Raw genomic sequence first — 18,681 nt, 5'->3', positions numbered from 1 at the left:
ACCCGAAACCTGCGCATTGTCAGGCGGTTTTGCGGGTCTCGTGCCAGATGTTGAAATAATTGCCTGCAAAAATGATCACCGCGCCGACAAACACCCAGATATCCAAGGCCTCACCATAAAACAGCATCGCGACAATCGCGATGATCGGCAGGCGGGCAAAATCAATTGGCACCACTACGGTCGCAGGTGCGATGGTCAAGGCTTTGGTGATGCAGAAATGCGCCACCAGACCGCAGATCCCGATCAATACCAAAAGCGGCATGTTGGACCAGCCGGGCAGGGCGATATCGCCGTCGTAACCCGCGCAAATGATCCCAAAAACCAATTGCATAACAGTAAGATAGAACAGGATGCAGGTGATGGACTGGCTGCGGGTCAGACGTTTGGTGAACATTGCCACAAGGGCAAAGAAAATGGCGCAACTGGCGGCGGCGATCATCCCGCTGTTCAGCCCGCCCATATCGGGCCGCGCGACGATCAAGATCCCGACAAAGCCCATCACGGCGGCGGTCACACGCACCCGCGTCATCCGCTCACCCAAGATGAAAGGCGCCAACACAATCACCCAAAGTGGGCTGGTAAATTCGAGCGCAAAAAGCTGCGCCATGGGGATTACTGTGACCGCGTAGAACCACAGGTTTTGCCCCGCAAAATGCGCAATGTTGCGGATGAAATGCAGACCAAGCGCGTCTGTCTTGATCTCGCGCCATGTGCCGCTGCCAAAGGCGAGCGCCACCACGATAATCACCCCGAAAAACGAGCGATACATCATGATTTCAAAGGTATCGAGGATCGGACCCAATTCGCGGCCCGCAACCGCCATTGCGGAGAACGATCCAATAGCGCCCAGCATCCACAAAGCCGCCCCCAAAACGCGGGTTGGATTGGCAGATGCAGCAGTGGTCACGGGGCGGTTATTCCCATTCGATGGTGCCCGGAGGTTTGGACGTGATGTCATAGGTGACGCGGTTGATGCCCGGCACTTCGTTTATGATCCGGGTTGCGGTTTCACCCAGGAATTCGTGACTAAAGGGGTAATAATCCGCCGTCATCCCATCGACCGATGTCACGGCACGCAGCGCGCAGGCAAAATCATAGGTACGCCCATCGCCCATCACGCCGACGGTGCGCACGGGCAGGATTGCCACAAACGCCTGCCATATCTCGTCATAAAGACCGTGCTTGCGAATCTGGTCGATATAGACCGCATCCGCCTCGCGCAGGATCTCAAGCTTTTCACGGGTGATCTCACCGGGGCAACGGATCGCCAGACCCGGACCGGGGAAAGGATGCCGGCCAATAAAGCTGTCGGGCAGGCCCAGTTCGCGGCCCAATGCGCGGACCTCGTCCTTGAACAGCTCGCGCAGGGGCTCGACCAGTTTCAGACCCATCTTTTCCGGCAGGCCACCAACATTGTGGTGACTTTTAATTGTGACCGAAGGACCGCCGGAAAAGGACACCGATTCAATAACATCGGGGTAAAGCGTGCCTTGGGCAAGGAACTCTGCCCCTTCGATGTCATTGGCGTATCTCTGGAACACATCAATGAACAGACGGCCAATGATCTTGCGCTTGGTTTCAGGGTCTGACTGGCCCTCCAGTTCGCCCAGGAACAGCTCGACCTCATCGGCGTGAATCACATGCAGGTTCATGTGATCGCGGAACATGGTGACGACCTCTTGGGCCTCGTTCTTGCGCAAGAGCCCGTGATCGACAAACACACAGGTGAGCTGATCGCCGATAGCCTCATGCAGCAGCGCAGCGGCCACGGAAGAATCAACGCCGCCAGACAGGCCGCAGATCACCTTTTTGTCGCCCACCTGTTCGCGGATCGCAGCCACGGCTTCTTCGCGGTAGGCACGCATGGTCCAGTCGCCCTCAAATCCGGCCAACTTCACGAAGTTTTCGTAAAGCTTCGCGCCATTTGGGGTGTGATGCACCTCGGGATGGAATTGCACCGCATAGAAATTGCGGCTGGTGTCGGCCGTGATTGCAAAAGGCGCGTTGGGCGAGGTGCCAAAGACCTCGAATCCTGGTGCGATCTTGCTGACGTGATCGCCATGGCTCATCCAGACCTGTTCGCGGTCATTTTCGAACCAACCGTCAAGCAGCGCCAGTTTTTCGGCGCCCGGTGTCACATAGGCCCGGCCAAATTCGGCGGTGCCATGACCGCGTTCCACCTTGCCGCCCAGAACCTCCATCATCACCTGCTGGCCGTAACAAATGCCAAGGATCGGAACATCCAGTTCAAACACCTTTGCCGGAGGGCGGGGCGATCCGGCGTCAATCACCGAAGACGGTCCTCCCGAAAGGATCACGGCCTTGGGATCGAACTCCGCCAGAAAGGCGTCATCAACGCTGTTGAACGGGTGAATTTCGCAAAACACGTTCAGCTCGCGCAGGCGGCGGGCGATCAGCTGGGTCACCTGGCTGCCAAAATCAATGATCAGCAGGCGGTCATGGTCGGTGGGGGATACGATCTCTGTCATAGCGTCTGATTAGGCGCGGTTGATCTGCGTGGCAAGGGCGGATGGGGGCCAGCCCCCAAACCCCCGGAATATTTTAAGCCAAAAAGGGGCGCAGGGAGACAGGCAGATGTCGTTTTTTGCCCTAGCGGGACGTAATCCGCGTGAGGGTCCAGTCGGGAATCCGGTAGGCACTGTTTCAACAATCGTTGTGAAGGATAAAATCAATGGCGGAACAAGCACGGCGCGGACGGACACGCGGGGGCGGCGGCGCAGCACGGCGGGCAGAGCGCAGCGCGGTTTCTTTTGAGACTGCACGCTATATTGAGCGCAACATCCCCAATTTCGAGGTGCTGACCGAAGAGGCGCTTGAGATCATCGAACAGAATGCCGATACCATTCTGGAAGAAGTCGGCGTGAACTTTCTCGACAATCCGGCGGCCTTGCAGCGCTGGCGTGATGCGGGTGCGGATGTCGACGGGGAGCGCGTGCGCATCCCGCGCGGCCTGGCCCGGAAACTCTGCGCGACAGCGCCGGCGCAGTATACCCAGCATGCCCGGAACCCGGAACGTTCCGTGGTCGTGGGCGGGCGCAACCTGGTGCTGGCCCCGGTCTATGGCCCGCCCTTCGTGCGTGATGCCGCTGGCGGTCGCCGTTATGCCACGATGGCCGATTTCAACAAGTTCGTGAAACTGGCCTATATGTCCAAATGGCTCCACCATTCTGGCGGCACGGTGTGTGAGCCAACGGATGTGCCGGTGAACAAGCGCCATCTGGACATGCTGTTCGCCCATATGACGCTGAGCGACAAGCCGTTCATGGGTTCGGTAACAGAGCCAAGCCGCGCACAGGATTCGGTCGATATGGCCGGGCTGCTGTTTGGCAAGGATTTTGTCCAAGACAACACCGTGATGACCTCGCTCATCAACATCAACTCTCCGATGACGTTCGATGATGTGATGATGGGTGCGCTGGAGGTCTATGCGCAGAACAATCAGGCCTGCATCATTTCGCCCTTTATCGTGGGCGGCGCGATGGCACCTGTCTCTGTGGCGGGCACCCTCACGCAGGTTCTGGCCGAAACATTGGCCGGTATCGCCTATAGCCAGCTGATCCGTCCCGGCGCGCCAGTGATCATGGGGGCCTTTGTGACCTCGATTGATATGAACTCAGGTGCACCGACATTTGGCACACCGGAAGCCGCGCATATCACCTATGGGGCGGGCCAGTTGGCGCGGCGTCTGGGGCTGCCTTACCGTTCTGCGGGGTCGTTCTGCGGCTCCAAACTGCCGGATGCGCAGGCGGCATATGAAACCGCGAACAGTCTGAATATGGGGCTGCTGTCGGGCGTGAACTTCATGCTGCACTCATGCGGCTGGCTCGAAGGCGGGCTTGTCAGCTCCTTCGAGAAGTTTGTCATGGATGCCGATCAGCTTGGCACTCTGCACCATTTGGCCAAGGGTGTGTCGGTGGACGAGAATGCACAAGCCATGGACGCCATTCGCGAAGTGGGTCCGGGCGGGCATTACCTTGGCTGTGACCACACCCAGAACAACTTCAAAACCGCGTTCTGGAAATCCGATCTGCTGGATTACAAGCCGTTTGAAACATGGGAAGACGAAGGTGCGCGGGACACGCAAGCCCTTGCCAGCCTGCGGGTTGAAAAGATGCTGGCAGATTACCAGCAGCCAGCGCTTGACCCTGCGATCCGCGAATCCCTTGAGGCCTATGTCGCGGAAAAGAAAGCGGCGGAGCCTGACAGCTTTATGTGATCCGCGCCCGGCTTTTGGGCCGATGAACGATCGAGTGAGGCGCGCAAGATTTGCGCCTCACCCACCACGGCAATCAGCACGTCGATATGGCGTAGCAAATGATAGGCCGCGTCGGATGTCTTGCGTTGATCATCCAAGTCCGCTTCCAGCTCAATCAGTTTGAAAAGAGCCGCCCCATGGCGCGGCAACGCCCCGTAGCCCAGAAGGCGCGGCAGGTGGATCTGGCGTTTGTACTCTTGTGCGCCGATCCGTGCCGCCCGCATCAATAGGGCCGGGCGGTGCAACCTGGCCAATATGGAAAGGGGATCTCTCATTCTGCATGTCCTCCAAATGGGGCAGAGCCGACAATCGGCCCTCCGCGGGGCGCATATTGATCGCAAAACCCATGTGTTGCGCGGGTTTGACCAGCGCCGGACGGGGCGTTTCCAATTGTTTACGATTTGGAGACAATCCTTAACAAACCAGCAGATTTTAACGATCGTGTAACCAATACACTTCTAAGTTGTGTGGATAACGCTGTGGATATCTGCTGCCAGACATCATGGAGGGGATGGCATGAGTGCATCAAACGAGATGGGCAATCTGCGGGTTTCACAAAAACTGCCGGAATGGGTGCCAATCGGCGCACGCAATTATCTGGCCCATACCGAAGAAGGTGCGCCGATCCGTGTTCTAGCGCGGGAGGCGGGCTGCCATGCTTCGACCATTCTGCGGCGCATCCGCAAGATCGAGATGTGCCGTGATGACCCCCTGATTGATGCCGCTCTTTGCAGGCTTGGTGCGGTGCGTGCCAAGCGCCCGACGACCAGACCCAGACAAAAGGATACAACCGCAATGGCGCAACCGGAGATGACCGCAATTCCCGATCAATCAACATTGCAGCGCGAGGCCTTGCGGGTCTTGCGGCGATTGGCGGAAACGGGGGCCGTGCTGGCGGTCGCACCGGAAATGGAAAAGGCTGTTGTTGTGCGTGATATCGCGGGCGGCGGCAGCACCCGCACGGCTGTGGTGGACAGCGGTGTGGCACAGGCTATGGCACTCAAGAACTGGATCACATCGATCAGCACCGGCCGTGTGACACGGTATCAGATCACCCGTGCCGGGCGGGCCAAATTGACGGCGATGCTCAAACATCCGCCACGCGCGGCCAATGGTTTTGCCGAAGCGCAAAGCGGGTTCGAGAACACCGGCACCGGATGGCAAGACAGCCACGATCCTGAAACAGATGCGCCACGGCGCCAGCGTATGCGGTATTGTCTCGCCGAAAGCCCGCTTTCCGCGCTGTCGCGGCGCAAGGACAAGGACGGCAAACCGTTCTTGAGCGAGCCATTGGTGCAGGCCGGTGAACGGCTGCGCGAGGATTTTGAACTGGCACAGATGGACAGCAAGGTCACGCAGAACTGGGAAGGATTTCTGACCGCGGGGACATCCACCGGCCGGAACGGAGCCCAAACCGGTGACAGTGCGCCGCAGGCGGCCCGGGCCCGTGTGGCGGCGGCGCTTGCTCATCTGGGGCCGGGACTGTCCGACGTGGTCTTGCGCTGCTGTTGTTATCTTGAGGGGTTGGAGACCACCGAGAAACGCTTGGGATGGTCGGCGCGATCTGGCAAAGTGGTGTTGCGGATCGCCCTTATCCGGCTGCGGCGTCACTACGATGAAACGATTGGCGCGCGAGGGCCGATGATCGGATAGGGCGCGGCGGTTCAGGGCCAAAGGACTGTTCCCGGCCCTCCCCTCAGGATCGGCCATGGCACCATGAAATCGGGCCTGTATGGCGCGACATTACCTATTGTGATTTCCCAAATCTGTGCAGCTTTGTAGGGTAGGGGCCGCAACCATAATCGGGCGGGGCACCCATCATGACATCTCAAGACCGGCGCGACGCCGCCGCACTGTTGGTTCTGCGCCTTGGGCTGGCGTGGTTCATGTTTCTTTGGGCCGCGCATAAACTGATCACCCCCAAGCAATATCAACAGCTTGCCAAACATTTTGACGGCGTGACGGTGGACATCAGCCAGATCTATCTGGCCGGATCAGTGCAAATTCTTCTGTGCCTTCTTGCAGCGCTCGGGATCTTTCGTTTTGCCAGCTATGGTGCATTGGCCGTGATGCATTTCTACACCATCACCCGCCGTTGGGAGGGGTTCTTTGACCCTTTTGCCCTCAACGACAAGGGATTTCCGATCCACCGCAATCAGGTGATTGATCTGGCTGTGATGGGCGCGTTCATTGCGCTTTTGCTGATGATTGCCCGCGATCATTGGTCTGTTGGCGGCTGGCTGCGCCGCCGGATGGGGCCGCGTTGGTGGCAATAACTGCGCGATGATGACGCGCCGGATGCATGGCTGCCTTGCAGCGGGTGGGGTTTTGCACGCCAGATTTTCTGTTACATAAAGCAAAATGCCCGGAGGACATCATGCGTGATCTGAAGATACCTGAACAGCGCCACCCCGAAAAAGCGCGCAAGCCTGACAATGCCCAACCCAAGAAGCCGGCCTGGATCAGGGTCAAGGCACCGGGCGGCAAGGGATATGCCGACACCGCAAAGATCATGCGCGACAACAAGTTGGTCACGGTCTGCGAAGAGGCCGGATGCCCAAACGTGGGTGAATGCTGGTCGCAAGGTCACGCCACGATGATGATCATGGGCGAAGTGTGCACACGCGCCTGTACCTTCTGCAACATCGCGACCGGTAAGCCGCCCGAGGCGCTGGATAGCTTTGAGCCCGGACGGGTGGCCGATGCCGTGGCGAAACTGGGCCTCAATCACGTGGTGATCACCTCCGTGGACCGGGACGATATCGAGGATGGCGGCGCCGAACACTTCGCCCAGACCATCCGCGCGGTGCGCCATCGCAGCCCCGGCACCACAATCGAGATCCTCACACCGGATTTTATCCGCTGCGATCCCAAAGTGCTGGAACAGGTGGTCGAGGCACGCCCCGACGTGTTCAATCACAACCTTGAAACCGTGCCGGGCCTCTATCCCGAAGTGCGCCCCGGTGCACGGTACTTCCATTCGCTGCGCCTATTGCAGCGGGTCAAGGAAATGGACCCTTCGATGTTCACCAAATCGGGCATCATGGTGGGCCTTGGGGAAGACCGCCAGTCAGTCATTCAGGTGATGGAAGACATGCGCGCCGCCGACATTGATTTTCTGACCATCGGTCAATATTTGCAGCCGACCCCGAAACATCACCGGGTGGATCGTTTTGTCCATCCCGATGAATTTGCCGCCTATGAAAAAGCGGCCTATGGCAAGGGTTTCCTGATGGTGTCAGCCACGCCGCTCACGCGGTCAAGCTATCACGCAGGTGACGATTTTGCGAAGCTGCGCGATGCCCGGAATGCAAAGCTGGCCAAAGCTTAAGGGATCGCTGGTACGGCTTTGAGATAGGCCGCGATCGCTTCGCGGTCGCTCTGCGGCAATTGCGCCAGATTGCTGACCACCTCGGCCATCTCGCCGCCCGCGCTGTCATAATCCGGGGTGAAACCGGTTGTGAAATAGGCGACCAGATCACTTTCGGACCAGTCAAGCTTGCCCGGTGTGATGTTGGGAATGCGACCCTTGCCCGAGGGATTCGGCGCGCCCGCCAGCCATTGCGACCGGTCCAAACCGCCCAAGGCGTTGCGTGGCGTGTGGCATTCGGCGCAATGGGCCAAGCCTTCTGCCAGGTAACGCCCGCGCATGACCTCTGGTGAGTGATTCCCAGATAGCACGAAATCCTCTTTCATAAACAACAACTTCCATCCGCCCAAAGACCGCCGGATGCTGAACGGAAAGCCCACATCATGCGCCTTGCTGGGCGTCGGATCGGCAGGCAGCGTTTGCATATAGGCAAAAAGGTTCACAACGTCCTGATCCTGCATGTGCTGGTAGGCCGCGTAGGGAAAGGCAGGGTAATAATGCTGTCCCTCGGGAGAAACGCCGCGGGTCACGGCACGGGCAAAACCGGGCAGGGACCACGCGCCAATGCCGGCATTCGGATCGGGCGAAATATTGGGGGCATAGAAGGTGCCAAAATCGCTGGCAAAGGGCAAACCGCCAGCAAGCACTTGTTTCTCATCACCTTCTGCGCCCGGCGCCGCATGGCAAGAGACACAACCGCCTGCTGCAAACACCAAGGCGCCGGCCTCGGGATCGGCCGTCAAACCTGCGCCAAACGCGGGGTCAAGCGGATCAGGTGCGGTGAGGAACCAGCCCAGACCCGCGCCGATCACGGCGCAGGCCCCTAGGATTTTGACCAAAGCGACCAAGGATCAGTTTTTCGGGCCGCGATAGGTCTCGTGGCACGCCTTGCATGCGCCGCCAATTGCCCCCATGCCAGCGCCAACCGCAGCGGCATCACCTGCGTTCATCATGTCCATGCTGGCCTTTTCTAGATCGGCAAACTTCGCCGCAAACCCTGCCGCATCTGTCCAGATTTCCGCCTTCGCGCGCGAGCCGTCAACTTCGCCCTGCGCGGTACCTTCAAGCCAAAGCGTGGAGCCATCCATCTTGGCCAAGGCATGAAGATTACCGGCGGCGGCCTTGACCGTGGCAGCATCAAATTCGACCTCACCCTTGGCAATCGCGCCCAGAACGCCAGTGTGATAGCCGATCATCTGCATCTGGGCGTGCCGTGCGGCAACCGCCTTGTTGCTGGATGTGGCCGCATGGCTGGCAGCATATCCTGCGGTGGCGATCAATGCGCCGCTCAAAGTCAGAACAAGTGTTTGTTTCTTAAGCGATTTCATGGTGTCCTCCCTAATACGCTATGAGCCTAACACAGCACCCGTCTGGCGTGTCTAAAGTTTTTGTGATCAGATGTATTTTTCTAGAACTTCCGTGGAATACGCTCTGCCGTCGCCCAATCCGGCCAGTAGCCCAGCCATTCAATGCCCCAGATCACAAAGGCCAGGGCGATAATGCCGAACACCAGTTTGACCCGCTTGGCCGAGGGCGGATTGCGTGCCCACCTGGACATGCGAAACAGCCAATTTGGGTTCACACGAACCGCACTTTGCCGATGAACGGCAGGTTCCTGTTGCGTTGGGCAAAATCAATGCCGTAGCCGACAACAAATTCATCCGGAATTTCAAAGCCGGTCCAATCCGCCTTGAGATCGACCTCGCGGCGGCTGGGTTTGTCGAGCAGGGCAATCGACTTCAGCCGCCCCGGCTCACGCGATTTCAGCAGGGCAGTGACGTGATGAAGTGTATGACCGGTGTCAACGATATCTTCAACGACAAGCACATCGCGCCCTTCAATTGCGCCGCGCAAGTCTTTGAGAATGCGCACTTCCCTGCTGCTTTCCATGCCGTCGCCATAGCTGGAGGCTTCCAGAAAATCGACCTCGATCGGCAGATCCAGTTCACGCACCAAATCGGCGATGAACACAAACGATCCCCGCAGCAGCCCCACAACCACCAGTTTGTCGGTGCCTTTAAACTCTTGCTGGATTTCCTTGCACAAATCCTCAATCCGCGCCGCGATGGATTTGGCAGAGATCATTTCATCTATCACATAGCGACGATCTGTCATGGCTTCGCCCTTGAATTTACAGCCTCAAGCAGAGACATAGGGCTAACGTGACAAGACCCGGATAGCAATGCCAACCCATTCTGAAACCCGCCAATTGCCCTACAGCGCCCAGCAGATGTACAATCTGGTGGCAGATGTGGCGAAATATCCCGAATTCCTGCCCTGGACCGCCGCTGCGCGGATCCGGTCCAACGAGGATCGGGGCGATCATTGGGTGATGGACGCCGATCTGGTGATCAGCTTCAAAGTGTTCCGTGAGCGATTCACCAGCCGTGTTGTGCTGTGGCCTGACCAGCATAGAATTGACACCGAATATCTGGATGGACCGTTCAAGCACATGCATTCCAATTGGAAATTCGAGGATGTGCCGGGCGGTTGTGCGGTGCAATTTCACGTTGATTTCGAGTTTCGCAATGCGATCCTGCAAAAGATCATTGGCGTGGTGTTTAACGAGGCAATGCAACGGGTTGTGCGGGCGTTTGAACAACGGGCAGAGGCGCTTTACGGGGCGCAAGGCTGATGGACAAAACCATCACGGATCAATTGTTGAAGTTTCGCAAGGCCACCGTGCCAGAAGATGCAGTGGCCATGATGCGTCTGTCGCTGTTTGATTGGGCCGCCTGCGGGATTGCCGGTGCGCGGGAGCCTGAGTTCGCCGATTTTGTGAAGATGCAAAAACGGCTGGGCACAGGTCAAAGTACGGTTCTTGGCGGGGGTCATGCGCCTGCGGCCACTGCTGCATTGATCAACGGCACGCTCAGCCATGCGCTGGATTACGACGACACACATTTTGCCCATATCGGCCATCCCTCCGTGGCGGTTTTGCCTGCGGTCATTGCCCTGGCTGAGGACGTTGGTGCACCGCTGGACGTGGCGGTAGATGCCGCGGCAGTTGGGGTGGAAAGCTCTATCTTAACAGGGATTTGGCTGGGCCGCGCTCATTACCAGATCGGCTACCACCAGACCGCAACGGCGGGTGCTTTCGGGGCCACCATGGGGGCTGCACGGCTGCTTGGGCTGGACAAAGAAGAGCTGCGCCATGCGCTTGGCCTTTGTGCGAGCATGGCCTCCGGGATTAAGGCGCAGTTCGGCACCATGGCCAAACCGCTTAACGCCGGACTGGCGGCCCGCAGCGGAGTTGAGGCCGCACTTTGGGCGCAGGGGGGTATGACCGCCGCGCAGGACGGATTGGCCGGACCGCTTGGTTTTGGTGCCACCCATCACGGCGAAGCGGCAGAGATCAAACCGGGCAAGGGCGCCTGGCACCTGCTCAGCATAAGCCACAAATTTCACGCTTGCTGTCACGGGCTTCATGCGATGCTTGAGGCGCTCAGCACCGCTGAGATTGACCCCGATCAAATCGCATCGGTGCATATCCGCACCCATCCGCGCTGGATGTCAGTGTGCAACATCGCAGAACCGACGACGGGTCTCGCGGCCAAGTTCAGCTATGCCCAGACTGCCGCGATGGCGCTGATAGGCCATGCCACTGGCGCTATTTCAAATTTTACGGACGAGATCACCAAAGATCCGCAAGTGGTTGATCTTAGGTCCAAAATAAAGGTCAGCGAAGAAGACCGTCTGAGCGAGACCCAAACAGAGATTTCCGTCAGCCTGGTCGGCGGCGGCATGCGGCGGCTGCGTCATGATCTGATGGCGCCGATGTCCTTCGAGGACCGCAGCGCGAAGCTGCAACGAAAATCCGCGGACCTGCTCGGGCAGGACCGCGGCGCATCTTTGTGGGCGGCGGCGCAGGGCGATGACCTGCGCGCGCTCAGTGATCAACTTGTGATGTCGTAGGCGCGTTCGCCATGAACACTGAGATCCAGACCATTGGTTTCAGTTTCCAGATCAACACGGATCGGCAGGACCGCCTTGCAGACATAGATCAGCACCAGCGTCACAACTGTGGTGAACACCCCGACAATTACCAGAGATCCCAGCTGCGCCGCCCAAGAGCCCGCCCCCAAGGCAGCAATCATGATCGTCCCAAAGATCCCGCCAACGCCGTGCACGGCAAAGACATCCAACGTGTCGTCAATTTTCACGCGGTTGCGGATCAGGACAACTGCTTCTTGGCATAGAATCCCGGCCACTGCACCGATCAGCAGCGCCGCCCATGGCCCGACAAACCCGGACGCCGGTGTGATTGAGGCAAGGCCCGCGATGGTGCCTGTGACAATGCCGACCAAGGAGGCTTTGCCGAACTTGATCCGCTCCCACAGCGCCCAGGACAGGGACGCCGTTGCCGCGGAGATATGCGTGACTGTGATCGCCATCGCCGCGCCGCCATCTGCGGCCAGTTGCGAACCACCGTTGAAACCGAACCACCCGACCCAAAGCATCGCCGCGCCAATCATCACCATGCCAGGATTGTGCGGCGGTGTTGTCTGGTTCTTTCGTGGCCCCAGCACCACGGCAAGGATCAGTGCGGCCAGACCTGCGGTTTCATGAACCACAATCCCGCCAGCAAAGTCCTTGACCCCGGTCTCGCCAAAGATGCCGCCATCGGCCAGCATGCCGCCGCCCCAGACCCAATGCACCACAGGCGCATAGCAGATCAGCATCCAAAGCGCGGAAAACAAAAGCATAAAGCCAAAACCGATACGTTCCACATAAGCCCCCACGATCAGCGCCGGTGTGATGATGGCAAAGGTCATCTGAAAGGCAAAGAACAGGATCTCGGGCAGGGTGCCAGAAAGGCTGTCTGCGGTGATACCGGCCAGACCCACCTTGGCCAGACCGCCCCAAAGCCCGCTTTCACCGGGGCCAAAGGCAATGGAATAGCCGACAAAGAACCAAAGCACCGACATCAGACAGGCAATGGCATAACAATGCATAAACACGCTTAGCACATTGCGGGATCGGACAAGCCCGCCATAAAACAGGGCCAGCCCCGGCAGGGTCATAAACAAAACGAGGGCGGTGGCGGTCATGATCCACGCAGAATCAGCGGCGTTCATCGGGCTCTCCAACAGAAATTTCAGCTCTGCCCGCAGATTGCGCAGCCCTGCCGCGCAGAACAGCGTTCGCCGCCGATTTTAGGGGCAGTTCTGCAAGATGACGCGCATTTGGGCGCCCCGTCTGGCCTTTTGCCCATTATTCGGGCAGTTTTTGAAGTTCTTCAAGAAATAGCGCCAAGGCATGATCCCGTGCAGCCATCCTTACGGCATGACGGCCAAGGGCGCCGAATTCAACGGTCTGGGTCCGGGTGCCGCCCTGATGCGCCACGCCAAAACACACACGGCCTTCAGGCTTGTGCTCTGATCCACCAGGGCCGGCAATGCCGGTGATTGACACCGCCAGCGCCGCCTCGGATCCGTTCAATGCCCCTTTGGCCATCGCGGCGGCCACGGGTTCGGAGACCGCTCCAAAATCAGCCAGCACCTGTTCCGGCACACCCAGCAGATCCATTTTGGCTTGATTGGTATAGGTGACAAAGCCCCGGTCAAACATCGCCGATGACCCCGGCAGATCGGTTAGCGCGGCCGCGACCATGCCCCCCGTACAGCTTTCTGCGCAGCAGAGCATGACCTGCTTTTTTAATGATAATACAAGGAGTTCAGCGGCGATACTCATCTACATCACGCCATGAAACAGAGCCGCCAGCACCATCACACCGATGGCCGCGAAAACGCCCGCGATCACATCATCCAGCATCACCCCCAAGGCATCACCGCGCCGGTCCGCCCAGCCGATGATCCAAGGCTTGGTGATATCAAACAGCCGGAACAGCGCAAAGGCAGCAATCCAGCCCGGCCACATGTTCAGAATGCTGATCCCCAAAGAGCCCGCCGCGTAGCTCAGCGGGATCAGTGCGATCCATTGGCCGATGACCTCGTCCACGACAATCTCGGAAGGGTCATGATCATCGCTGCCCTTGGTCATCTGCGCCGTGGCCCACCACCCCTTGAGAAAGCCGACGGCGATCCCGATCAGCAGCAAGGGCAAGCCGCCAATCACGTGCAAAAGCCAGCCATAGGGCAGTGCGGCCAGCGATCCCCATGTGCCGGGGGCAGGGCGGATGTATCCGACCCCCATGAATGTGCCAATCAGTTTTGCAAGTGTCATGATTTCACCAATGTTGCTGTGGCCATGCACGCGACCCCTTCGCCCCGACCGGTAAAGCCAAGGCGTTCTGACGTGGTGGCTTTGACTGACACGCGGCTCACGTCAATTTCAAGGATATCTGCCATGACTTTACGCATCTCTGCCGCGTGCGGCCCGACTTTCGGATGTTCGCAAATCAGCGTACAATCCACATGGGTCAGCACAAAGCCCATCTCGCGGGCCAATCCGGCCGCATGGCGCAGGAACACATGGCTTTCTGCGCCTTTCCACTGTGGATCTGAGGGCGGAAAATGTTGGCCAATGTCGCCCATCGCCAAGGCGCCATAGATCGCATCGGTCACTGTGTGCAGTCCGACATCCGCATCAGAATGCCCCACAAGCCCATGATCATGCGGGATTTTCACCCCGCACAGCATTACATGATTGCCGGGTCCAAAGGCATGCACGTCAAAGCCGTTGCCGGTACGAATGTCCATCGAGTTCTCCAATATGCGCCCCGCACGGGCAAAATCGCCTGCGGTTGTGATCTTGATGTTGTCGGGATCGCCGGGTGTGATCCGCACGGGAATACCATAGGCGCGGGCGACCTCCACATCATCGGCGGCAGGGCCCTGATAGGCGGCATGGGCCTGTTTGATCACCGCCAGATCAAACCCTTGCGGTGTCTGCGCGGCAAAGAGGCCGGCGCGGTCCTGCGGGCCGGTTACATGATGATCCGTGCCGCGCCACAGGGCATCTGTGACGGCCAGACCGGGTGCGGCGGCGCGGGTCTCGGTCAAGGCGGAAAGCACATCATCAATCACCTGTGCTGAAACACAGGGTCTTGCGGCATCATGGATCAGCACTTGACCGGTTTCGGGCAGCATCGCCAATCCATTGCGCACCGATGCCGCCCGGTCCGCGCCTCCCGCGCCCACGATCAGCCCCGGCACGTCAAAACTCTGCGCCAGATGCAGATCATCGGGATGCAGCACAACGGCAATCTGGTCAATCTTCGGATGGCGGGCGAAGGCCGCGATCGTGTGGTCGATCACCCGCGCGGCGCCAAGCGGCTGCCACTGCTTTGGCAGCGCCCCGCCAGCGCGGGTGCCGCGACCTGCGGCAACGATAAGAGCAGTGATGGTCATAGGCATGTCCGCTGTTTCATGCTCCTGTCTAGGCAATGGCAGCGGTACAGGCAATCATTCACCTTGTTGCACAAAATTTAGGCAAATAGGCGCGTGACCCAACGAAAATCTATCTGTTTTTATTGAGTAACCGCGGGGTTACCGCTAAACCCGTCACAACTGCACAAGGATTAAGCACATGCGCCCGCCGGTCTGGCCCATAGATCTCAACCCGCCGGTTTTCCTCGCTCCGATGGCTGGAATCACCGATTTGCCCTACCGGACCTTGGTGGCACGCTTTGGCGCGGGTCTTGTTGTGTCAGAAATGGTCGCCAGCCAGGAACTGCTGTCGCGCCGCCCTGGCACCCGTGAAAAGGCGGAACTGGGGCTGGGGGTCGAAGGCACATCTGTCCAGATCGCCGGCCGCGAGGCTGCGCCCATGGCGGAGGCCGCCCGCATGATAGAAGCACAGGGCGCGCGGCTGATCGATATCAACATGGGATGCCCTGCCAAAAAGGTAACGCAAGGCGCCTCCGGTTCGGCCCTGATGAAAACACCAGATCACGCGCTGCGCCTGATTGAGGCGGTGGTGGAGGCCGTCAATGTGCCTGTCACCCTGAAAACCCGTCTGGGTTGGGATGATCAGATGCTCAATGCCCCGGATATTGCCCGCCGCGCCGAGAGTGCGGGCATCAAGATGATCACCATTCACGGGCGCACCCGGTGCCAGTTTTACAAAGGCAGCGCCGATTGGCAGGCGATCCGCGCGGTGCGCGAGGCGGTTGATGTTCCGGTGGTGGCCAATGGCGACATCACCAGCGCCAATGCGGCAAAACAGGCGTTGGATCAATCCGGTGCGGATGGGGTGATGATCGGACGCGGTGCGCAGGGGCGGCCTTGGGTGTTGGCCGAGATCAGTCACGCGCTTTTTGGCACGCCGGCGCCTGACATTCCCTTGGGTGATGCCTTTGCCGCGATGGTAGAAGAACACTACGATGAGATGCTTCGGTTTTATGGTGCTGATCTGGGTGGGCGCGTCGCCCGCAAACACCTGGGCTGGTATATGGACACCTGTGCCACGCCGAACGCCCTGCGCCGCGACGTGTTAACCAGCAAAGACCCGAAACAAACCAAAGGTTTGATCCGGCAGGCCATGCAACTTGGCGCGGGGGCACAGGCGGCATGAGCCATGATCGCAACATCTGGGTATCATTGCCGGTTCCGGCCATTCTGATTGCGCCAGACGACAGCATCGAAGATATCAATCCCGCCGCCGAGGGTTTTTTGAACCTTTCGGCAAAATCGGTGATCGGCGTACCGGTGTGGGACATTATCGCGGTCAATGACCCGCTAGAGGATGCATTCGACCGTGCCCGCGCCAGTGGCACACCGCTTTTTGTCAATGACGTCGATGTGGGGTCCGGCCAACGGGCGCCTTTGCAATCGGCCCTGCAGATCGCACCGCTCAGCGGGGCGGAGGGGCATATGCTGATGATGATCTCGCCGCGTGAACTGGCCGGGCGGATGACCCAGAACCACTCTGTGAAATCCGCCGCCAAATCGGCGATTGGCATGGCTGAAATGCTGGCCCATGAGATCAAGAACCCGCTGGCCGGGATCACCGGCGCAGCGCAGCTTCTGTCAATGAACCTGCCCGCAGATGAGCTGGAGCTGACCGATCTGATCGTCGCGGAAAGCCGCCGGATCGTGAAATTGCTGGAACAGGTTGAACAGTTCGGCAATCTCAACCCGCCGCAACGGCAGGCGGTGAACCTGCATGACGTGCTGGACCGCGCGCGGCGCTCTGCCTTGCTGGGCTTTGGCGCCCAGATGAAAATCATCGAAGACTACGACCCTTCATTGCCCATGGCACTTGGCGATAAGGACCAACTGCTGCAAGTGGTACTGAACCTTCTAAAAAACGCCTCCGAAGCCGCCGGAGAGGGCGGCGGCACCATCCGTCTGCGCAGCTACTTCGAACATTCATTCCGTCTGCGCCGCGCCGATGGCACCGGTCAGGCGCTGCCGCTGCAAATCGAGATCATAGATGACGGTCCGGGCCTTCCGGATCACATCAGGGGCGATGTCTTTGATCCCTTTGTCTCGGGCCGTGAAAACGGCACTGGGCTGGGCCTTGCGTTGGTGAGCAAGATCATTTCCGAACATGACGGTTGGATTTCGGTGACTTCGGTGCCCGGGCAGACGGTATTCCGCATCTCACTGCCCCGCGCAGCCGCACAGAAAGAAGAGGAATAACAATGGATGGCACGGTATTGGTCGCCGATGACGATCGCACAATCCGCACGGTCTTGACGCAAGCCCTGACGCGGGCGGGTTGCAAGGTTCATGCCACCTCAAGCCTGACCACGCTGATGCGCTGGGTCGGAGAGGGCAAAGGCGATGTGGTGATCACGGATGTGGCGATGCCGGATGGCAACGGTTTGGAAATGCTGCCCAAAATATCGGCGGACAGGCCCGGATTGCCGGTGATCGTGATCTCGGCGCAAAACACCATCATGACCGCGATCAAGGCCGCAGAGGCCGAGGCGTTTGACTACCTGCCCAAACCCTTTGATCTGCCGGATCTGATGAAGCGCACGGCGCGGGCGCTGGAGAAAGGCGGCACAGCCCCAAGGGCAACCGCCAGCAAAGCGCCGGAAGAAGACCGCGATGATCTGCCGCTGATTGGCCGAACCCCGGTGATGCAGGCGCTTTACCGGCTGGTGGCGCGGGTGATGAACACCGATTTGCCGGTTCTGATCTGGGGGGAAAGCGGCACGGGTAAGTCTTTGATCGGAAAGGCCATCCATGACTTCTCTGATCGTCGCAATCTGCCCTTTGTCACGGTCACGGGCACCGAACTGGTGGATATTGACGCCCCTGCACGGCTGCTGGCCAAGGTGCGCGGCGGCACGTTGTTGATTGACGAGATCGCCGATATCCCCCCCGAGGTGCAGGCGCGTATCTCGCGGATGATGGATGCGCCGGGCGAATACAGCCCGCGGTTTCTGGCCACCAGCCAATCGGATCTGGCCGCCGCGATGAAAGAGGGCAAATTGCGCCGCGATCTTTATTATCGCCTGTCCGGTGCGACCTTGCACGTGCCAACCCTGCGCGACCGCGTCGAAGACATCCCTCTCTTGGCCGACCATTTCCTGAAACAGGCCGAAGACAGCGGTCTGGGAGTTCTGCGCCAATTGTCCGATGCCGCCGCCAAGGTTTTGTCCAACTACGCCTGGCCCGGCAATGTGCGCCAACTGGAACATGCGATGCGGCAGCTTGCCCTGACCAGCCGCGCCAGTGAGGTCAGCCAGACGGAGGCTGAACAAGTGCTTGGCGCCCAGCCCACAAGCGAACCCTTACGGGCTCATGCCAGCACCGAACGACTGGGCGCCAGCGTGGAACGGCATCTGCGCCGCTATTTCGATCAACACGGAAATATGTTGCCGCCGCCCGGCCTCTATGCGCGGATCCTGCGCGAAGTTGAAGCACCGTTGATCGAAATTGCCCTTGGTGCGACCGCCGGAAATCAGGCAAAATGCGCCGATCTGCTGGGCATCAACCGAAATACATTGCGCAAGAAAATCACCGACCTCGATATAGAGGTGACACGGGGCCGCAAAATGATGTAAAACCGCCACATAACCGTGGCCATCGGGTATCACGCCGGATCAGGACCACAAAATACGGCGGTTGGTGCCGATGCGCACCACATCATGAGTGAGGGCAACGGGTGGCAACCC

At 59.2% G+C, this 18,681-nt stretch carries 20 protein-coding genes; 9 read left to right on the top strand and 11 right to left on the bottom strand.

Annotated features, from left to right (window positions below):
* Window positions 1–19: 19 nt before the first annotated feature.
* Both K3754_RS10265 and guaA read right to left on the bottom strand, forming a co-directional pair.
* Window positions 20–853, bottom strand: coding sequence for a DMT family transporter (locus K3754_RS10265; RefSeq protein WP_203212122.1), 834 nt, complete (start codon window positions 851–853; stop codon window positions 20–22).
* A gap of 61 nt (window positions 854–914) precedes the next feature.
* Window positions 915–2,489 (bottom strand): glutamine-hydrolyzing GMP synthase, encoded by a 1,575-nt coding sequence (guaA, locus tag K3754_RS10260; protein ID WP_259937047.1) that lies wholly within the window; start codon window positions 2,487–2,489, stop codon window positions 915–917.
* A 203-nt stretch (window positions 2,490–2,692) separates the two neighbouring features.
* On the opposite strand from guaA, the gene K3754_RS10255 reads away from it, so the two are divergent.
* On the top strand, window positions 2,693–4,237 hold the full coding sequence (locus K3754_RS10255; RefSeq protein WP_259937045.1) for a trimethylamine methyltransferase family protein: 1,545 nt from the start codon (window positions 2,693–2,695) through the stop codon (window positions 4,235–4,237).
* Here the strand turns inward: K3754_RS10255 and K3754_RS10250 are convergent.
* The gene (locus tag K3754_RS10250) at window positions 4,192–4,551 is read right to left on the bottom strand and encodes a DUF6477 family protein (RefSeq protein WP_259937040.1); all 360 of its coding nucleotides are present in this window, start codon (window positions 4,549–4,551) and stop codon (window positions 4,192–4,194) included. The genes K3754_RS10255 and K3754_RS10250 overlap by 46 nt on opposite strands.
* Before the next feature lie 241 nt (window positions 4,552–4,792).
* Here K3754_RS10250 and K3754_RS10245 point away from each other — a divergent pair, with 241 nt between their 5' ends.
* The 3 genes from K3754_RS10245 to lipA all read left to right on the top strand — a co-directional run bounded on the left by K3754_RS10245 (window position 4,793) and on the right by lipA (window position 7,607).
* Window positions 4,793–5,929: a DUF6456 domain-containing protein gene (locus K3754_RS10245; RefSeq protein WP_259937038.1), complete on the top strand. Its 1,137-nt coding sequence runs from the start codon at window positions 4,793–4,795 to the stop codon at window positions 5,927–5,929.
* A 167-nt stretch (window positions 5,930–6,096) separates the two neighbouring features.
* Complete coding sequence (locus tag K3754_RS10240; protein ID WP_259937035.1) at window positions 6,097–6,552, top strand: hypothetical protein; 456 nt, start codon at window positions 6,097–6,099, stop codon at window positions 6,550–6,552.
* A gap of 101 nt (window positions 6,553–6,653) precedes the next feature.
* Window positions 6,654–7,607 (top strand): lipoyl synthase, encoded by a 954-nt coding sequence (gene lipA, locus K3754_RS10235; RefSeq protein WP_203211153.1) that lies wholly within the window; start codon window positions 6,654–6,656, stop codon window positions 7,605–7,607.
* On the opposite strand, the gene K3754_RS10230 is transcribed toward lipA, so the two are convergent.
* The 4 genes from K3754_RS10230 to hpt form a co-directional block, all read right to left on the bottom strand.
* Entirely contained in the window at window positions 7,604–8,485 is an 882-nt protein-coding gene (locus K3754_RS10230) for a c-type cytochrome (protein ID WP_409202384.1), read from the bottom strand. The two genes, lipA and K3754_RS10230, sit on opposite strands and share 4 nt — an antisense overlap.
* Before the next feature lie 12 nt (window positions 8,486–8,497).
* Window positions 8,498–8,974, bottom strand: coding sequence for a cytochrome c (locus tag K3754_RS10225; protein ID WP_259937020.1), 477 nt, complete (start codon window positions 8,972–8,974; stop codon window positions 8,498–8,500).
* Window positions 8,975–9,054: 80 nt separating this feature from the next.
* Window positions 9,055–9,204, bottom strand: a complete 150-nt coding sequence (locus K3754_RS10220; RefSeq protein WP_037907582.1) for a hypothetical protein — start codon at window positions 9,202–9,204, stop codon at window positions 9,055–9,057.
* 20 nt (window positions 9,205–9,224) lie between these two features.
* Complete coding sequence (hpt, locus tag K3754_RS10215) at window positions 9,225–9,761, bottom strand: hypoxanthine phosphoribosyltransferase (protein ID WP_203211156.1); 537 nt, start codon at window positions 9,759–9,761, stop codon at window positions 9,225–9,227.
* 67 nt (window positions 9,762–9,828) lie between these two features.
* Between hpt and K3754_RS10210 the strand changes: the two genes are divergently transcribed.
* On the top strand, window positions 9,829–10,281 hold the full coding sequence (locus K3754_RS10210) for a type II toxin-antitoxin system RatA family toxin (RefSeq protein WP_203211157.1): 453 nt from the start codon (window positions 9,829–9,831) through the stop codon (window positions 10,279–10,281).
* Window positions 10,281–11,561 carry an MmgE/PrpD family protein gene (locus K3754_RS10205; protein WP_259937018.1) on the top strand — a complete coding sequence of 427 codons (1,281 nt, stop codon included), beginning with the start codon at window positions 10,281–10,283 and terminating at the stop codon, window positions 11,559–11,561. The genes K3754_RS10210 and K3754_RS10205 overlap by 1 nt, the downstream gene beginning before the upstream one ends.
* On the opposite strand, the gene K3754_RS10200 is transcribed toward K3754_RS10205, so the two are convergent.
* The 4 genes from K3754_RS10200 to K3754_RS10185 all read right to left on the bottom strand — a co-directional run bounded on the left by K3754_RS10200 (window position 11,543) and on the right by K3754_RS10185 (window position 14,959).
* On the bottom strand, window positions 11,543–12,724 hold the full coding sequence (locus tag K3754_RS10200) for an ammonium transporter (protein ID WP_203211159.1): 1,182 nt from the start codon (window positions 12,722–12,724) through the stop codon (window positions 11,543–11,545). The two genes, K3754_RS10205 and K3754_RS10200, sit on opposite strands and share 19 nt — an antisense overlap.
* 136 nt (window positions 12,725–12,860) lie before the next feature.
* On the bottom strand, window positions 12,861–13,340 hold the full coding sequence (locus K3754_RS10195; RefSeq protein WP_259937017.1) for a CinA family protein: 480 nt from the start codon (window positions 13,338–13,340) through the stop codon (window positions 12,861–12,863).
* Window positions 13,341–13,832: a phosphatidylglycerophosphatase A gene (locus tag K3754_RS10190; RefSeq protein WP_203211161.1), complete on the bottom strand. Its 492-nt coding sequence runs from the start codon at window positions 13,830–13,832 to the stop codon at window positions 13,341–13,343.
* Window positions 13,829–14,959, bottom strand: a complete 1,131-nt coding sequence (locus K3754_RS10185; protein WP_259937016.1) for a bifunctional 2-C-methyl-D-erythritol 4-phosphate cytidylyltransferase/2-C-methyl-D-erythritol 2,4-cyclodiphosphate synthase — start codon at window positions 14,957–14,959, stop codon at window positions 13,829–13,831. The genes K3754_RS10190 and K3754_RS10185 overlap by 4 nt, the downstream gene beginning before the upstream one ends.
* A 178-nt stretch (window positions 14,960–15,137) precedes the next feature.
* Between K3754_RS10185 and dusB the strand changes: the two genes are divergently transcribed.
* The 3 genes from dusB to K3754_RS10170 are packed head-to-tail and all read left to right on the top strand — an operon-like array spanning window position 15,138 to window position 18,570.
* On the top strand, window positions 15,138–16,124 hold the full coding sequence (gene dusB / locus K3754_RS10180; RefSeq protein ID WP_259937015.1) for a tRNA dihydrouridine synthase DusB: 987 nt from the start codon (window positions 15,138–15,140) through the stop codon (window positions 16,122–16,124).
* Window positions 16,121–17,194, top strand: coding sequence for a nitrogen regulation protein NR(II) (locus K3754_RS10175; RefSeq protein ID WP_259937014.1), 1,074 nt, complete (start codon window positions 16,121–16,123; stop codon window positions 17,192–17,194). The genes dusB and K3754_RS10175 overlap by 4 nt, the downstream gene beginning before the upstream one ends.
* A 2-nt stretch (window positions 17,195–17,196) precedes the next feature.
* The gene (locus K3754_RS10170) at window positions 17,197–18,570 is read left to right on the top strand and encodes a response regulator (protein ID WP_259937011.1); all 1,374 of its coding nucleotides are present in this window, start codon (window positions 17,197–17,199) and stop codon (window positions 18,568–18,570) included.
* Window positions 18,571–18,681: the final 111 nt, after the last annotated feature.

The sequence above is a fragment of the Sulfitobacter sp. M368 genome (assembly GCF_025141875.1).
Lineage (GTDB): Bacteria > Pseudomonadota > Alphaproteobacteria > Rhodobacterales > Rhodobacteraceae > Sulfitobacter > Sulfitobacter mediterraneus_A.
The sequence above is the reverse complement of the archived record's forward strand: the minus strand, read 5'-3'. Positions and strand labels throughout refer to the sequence as shown.

Excerpts from the sequence above, each read along its gene's own strand:
- lipA (WP_203211153.1), top strand. The coding sequence starts at position 6,654 with ATGCGTGATCTGAAGATACCTGAACAGCGCCACCCCGAAAAAGCGCGC.
- K3754_RS10225 (WP_259937020.1), bottom strand. The coding sequence starts at position 8,974 with ATGAAATCGCTTAAGAAACAAACACTTGTTCTGACTTTGAGCGGCGCA.
- K3754_RS10205 (WP_259937018.1), top strand. The coding sequence starts at position 10,281 with ATGGACAAAACCATCACGGATCAATTGTTGAAGTTTCGCAAGGCCACC.
- K3754_RS10195 (WP_259937017.1), bottom strand. The coding sequence starts at position 13,340 with ATGAGTATCGCCGCTGAACTCCTTGTATTATCATTAAAAAAGCAGGTC.
- K3754_RS10200 (WP_203211159.1), bottom strand. The coding sequence starts at position 12,724 with ATGAACGCCGCTGATTCTGCGTGGATCATGACCGCCACCGCCCTCGTT.
- K3754_RS10255 (WP_259937045.1), top strand. The coding sequence starts at position 2,693 with ATGGCGGAACAAGCACGGCGCGGACGGACACGCGGGGGCGGCGGCGCA.
- K3754_RS10250 (WP_259937040.1), bottom strand. The coding sequence starts at position 4,551 with ATGAGAGATCCCCTTTCCATATTGGCCAGGTTGCACCGCCCGGCCCTA.
- K3754_RS10190 (WP_203211161.1), bottom strand. The coding sequence starts at position 13,832 with ATGACACTTGCAAAACTGATTGGCACATTCATGGGGGTCGGATACATC.
- K3754_RS10210 (WP_203211157.1), top strand. The coding sequence starts at position 9,829 with ATGCCAACCCATTCTGAAACCCGCCAATTGCCCTACAGCGCCCAGCAG.
- guaA (WP_259937047.1), bottom strand. The coding sequence starts at position 2,489 with ATGACAGAGATCGTATCCCCCACCGACCATGACCGCCTGCTGATCATT.
- dusB (WP_259937015.1), top strand. The coding sequence starts at position 15,138 with ATGCGCCCGCCGGTCTGGCCCATAGATCTCAACCCGCCGGTTTTCCTC.
- K3754_RS10220 (WP_037907582.1), bottom strand. The coding sequence starts at position 9,204 with ATGTCCAGGTGGGCACGCAATCCGCCCTCGGCCAAGCGGGTCAAACTG.
- K3754_RS10265 (WP_203212122.1), bottom strand. The coding sequence starts at position 853 with ATGCTGGGCGCTATTGGATCGTTCTCCGCAATGGCGGTTGCGGGCCGC.
- K3754_RS10185 (WP_259937016.1), bottom strand. The coding sequence starts at position 14,959 with ATGACCATCACTGCTCTTATCGTTGCCGCAGGTCGCGGCACCCGCGCT.
- K3754_RS10245 (WP_259937038.1), top strand. The coding sequence starts at position 4,793 with ATGAGTGCATCAAACGAGATGGGCAATCTGCGGGTTTCACAAAAACTG.
- hpt (WP_203211156.1), bottom strand. The coding sequence starts at position 9,761 with ATGACAGATCGTCGCTATGTGATAGATGAAATGATCTCTGCCAAATCC.
- K3754_RS10175 (WP_259937014.1), top strand. The coding sequence starts at position 16,121 with ATGAGCCATGATCGCAACATCTGGGTATCATTGCCGGTTCCGGCCATT.
- K3754_RS10240 (WP_259937035.1), top strand. The coding sequence starts at position 6,097 with ATGACATCTCAAGACCGGCGCGACGCCGCCGCACTGTTGGTTCTGCGC.
- K3754_RS10170 (WP_259937011.1), top strand. The coding sequence starts at position 17,197 with ATGGATGGCACGGTATTGGTCGCCGATGACGATCGCACAATCCGCACG.